The 2,890-nt window shown below is 63.3% G+C and carries 2 protein-coding genes; both read left to right on the top strand.

Annotation, left to right across the window (positions count from 1 at the left end):
* The first annotated feature begins 372 nt into the window (after positions 1–372).
* Positions 373–1,737 carry a glutamine synthetase family protein gene (locus tag RIN13_RS20410; protein WP_309109139.1) on the top strand — a complete coding sequence of 455 codons (1,365 nt, stop codon included), beginning with the start codon at positions 373–375 and terminating at the stop codon, positions 1,735–1,737.
* Entirely contained in the window at positions 1,737–2,879 is a 1,143-nt protein-coding gene (locus RIN13_RS20405; protein WP_309109138.1) for an amidohydrolase family protein, read from the top strand. Before RIN13_RS20410 ends, RIN13_RS20405 begins: the two co-directional genes overlap by 1 nt.
* Positions 2,880–2,890 lie beyond the last annotated feature (11 nt).

Raw genomic sequence — 2,890 nt, 5'->3', positions numbered from 1 at the left:
GCGGACTGGGCCAGCGAGATCGCGACCACCGCCACGAGCACGGCAAACACGATCAGCAACTGCAGGCGGAGATACTGCCCCGCAAGGGACATTCCTCGCCGTCGAGTCATTGTGCTGCTAGCTTCCTGTGTGTGTTTCGGCCGCCGCGGTGCGGGGGTGGTGGGGTGCAGACGGGAGGAGTTCGCCACACCCGTTATTCCGCGCCGTTGCCGTCGCGGTGTGGTGAACTATACCGCACCTGCAGCGGCTGGTTTTGCCGGTGGTCCCGGCCGCCCCAGCCTTCCAGCGTCACGTCGGAGGCAGTGGCAGGAGCCACAAGTCAGCACAGCTGCGAACCTTTCATTGGAGAGGGAGGCGCCGCATGATAGGCGCATGACGCAAATGACCTCGGCCGACGAATCCGCCGTAGCAAGGGCACAACGCGAACTACAGGAGGCCGGCGTCCGCACCGTGATCGGCACGGTGGTGAACGCTTCGGGCATCACGCTGGCCAAGAGCGTTCCATTAGCCAGGCTCAAAACCTTCCACCAATCCGGGATGGGTGCCGCCCCTGTCTGGCACGTCTTCACCATCGACGGCGGGATAGCGTTCACGGACACCATCACCCCCGTTGGCGATATGCGTCTCAAGGTCGATATCGCGGGACTCCGTGTCCTGCAAGGGGGCCGGGCATGGGCACCGGCCAGCCTTTACGAACAAAACGGAGCCGCCTCTCCGGCCTGCGCCCGGGGCATTCTGGCCGACGTCTACGGCAGTCTCGACGAGGCCGGCTACCAGGCACTCGTGGGCCACGAACTTGAATTCTTCCTCATCGCCCCGGATGGTTCAGCGCTTGAAACCACGCCCTGGGTCCCGTACGGGGCAACCGGTCTTCTGGACCGATCGGCATTCCTCGACGATCTCCTGTCGGCGTTGAACCGGGCCGGCATTCCCTTGGAGCAGATCCACGCCGAGTACGGCAGAAACCAGTTCGAGTTTTCCCTTCCGCCTGCCCCGCCCGTTCAGGCCGCGGACACCGTGGTCCTTGCCAAGATCATCGTGGGCATGGTCACCAGGGCCCACAGCATGCAAGCCTCTTTCTCCCCATCGCCCTTTCCCGGCACCGTCGGAAACGGTGCCCACCAGCACTTTTCGCTCCAAAAGAACGGCCTGGCGCTGTTCTCCGGCGGCAGCGGACAGCACGGCATCTCCAGCGAGGGAGGCGCGGCCATCGGAGGGATCATCGCAGGACTCCCTGATATCCAGGGTTTCCTCACGGGATCAGTTTTGTCCGGAAGCCGGTTGGCACCCGGCACATGGTCAGGTGCCTACTTATGTTGGGGTCTGGAAAACCGGGAAGCCTCGGTGCGCTTTCTAAACGAGGGCGAGAGCAATCCTCACGGAGCCAACGTCGAGGTAAAAATCGTCGATCCGTCGGCCAACGTGTACCTGGCCTCCGCAGCCATCCTGGCACTCGCCCTTGATGGCATCCGCAGCGGGCGCAAGCTTCCGGCAGAGGTTCCGGGTGACCCGGGAAGGCTGTCCGAAGACGAGCGGGACCGGGCCAACGTCCGCCTGCTCTCAAACTCCCCCACCGCCATTATCGACACGCTGGATAAGTCACGCCTCGCACGCGGGCTTCTAGGAGACGCCATCGTCGATGCCACGGTGGCCGTCCGGCGCTATGAACAGCGGACCTCCGCGAAACTCGCGCCTGATGAACTTGCCGAACGCTTTCGGCTGGCCTGGTCGATCTAATGGCGGGCAGTTCCTTCCCGGATTTTGTAGAACACGTCAGCCTCATCGATCACCACGTGCATGGCGCGTTTCACGCCGACGGCGGCGAGGCACGCTTTCAGAACTCCCTCAACGAGGGGAACACCGAATCCCTGACCAAGCCAGAAGACACCTACAGCACGCAGCTCGGGATCGCTATCCGATGCTGGTGCAGCGGCATTCTTGATCTGCCGCGGCACGCCTCAGCGGCGGAATACTGGAGCCGGCGCTCCGAGCTTGGAGAACTCGAGGTCAGCCGGCGCATGACCCGCGCGGCCGGGGTGAGCGACTGGCTGATCGACACAGGATTAGATACCGCTGACTATCTCGGCCCGGCTGGCATGGCCGACGTCTCGGGTGGGCGAACCCACGAGATCGTTCGGCTGGAAGTGGTCGCCGAGCAGCTGATACAGAAAATTGCCAACCCGGCTGACTACGTCGAAGAGTTCGGTCAGCGGCTGCAAAACCTCGCCCTCAGCGCTGTGGGCTTCAAAACAGTCCTCGCCTACCGCGCAGGATTCGACCAGAATCTCAGCCGACCAGCCCCGGCTGCGGTCACTGAATCTGCCCGCCGCTGGCAGGAGAACCTGGGTACCGGCACAATTGCGAAGCTCACCGACGTGACCCTTATGGCCCACGGGATCCATACGGCGGTGTCGATGAAGCTTCCGCTGCAGTTCCATGTGGGATTCGGCGACCGCGACCTGGACCTCCACAAGACCAATCCCCTGTACCTCCTTGACTTTCTCAGGTCCGCCGAAGTTCGGGACACACCGATCATGCTGCTGCACTGCTATCCGTTCGAGCGCGAGGCCGGCTATTTGGCCCACGCCTTTGAAAACGTCTACATCGACGTGGGACTTGCGGTGAACTTCACAGGCTCACGGAGCCGGAACCTGGTGGCCCGCTCATTCGAACTGGCTCCCTTCACAAAAGTCCTTTACTCCTCCGACGCATTCGGCCCGGCCGAACTTCACTACCTCGGAGCCAGGCTATGGCGCAACGCAATCGCCAAGGTTGTCGGCGGATGGATCGACGACGACGACTGGTCCGAGGCGGACGCCCGCCGGATCGTGCAGCTCATCGCACACGAAAACGCGCGCCGCGTGTACGCGCTCCCCTGAGGGCGCCAACC

Origin of the sequence: Arthrobacter sp., from assembly GCF_031179985.1 — a bacterium.
In the GTDB taxonomy this organism is placed as follows: domain Bacteria; phylum Actinomycetota; class Actinomycetes; order Actinomycetales; family Micrococcaceae; genus Arthrobacter.
Note: the sequence above shows the minus strand (reverse complement) of the source record. Positions and strands in the feature narration are given on the sequence as shown.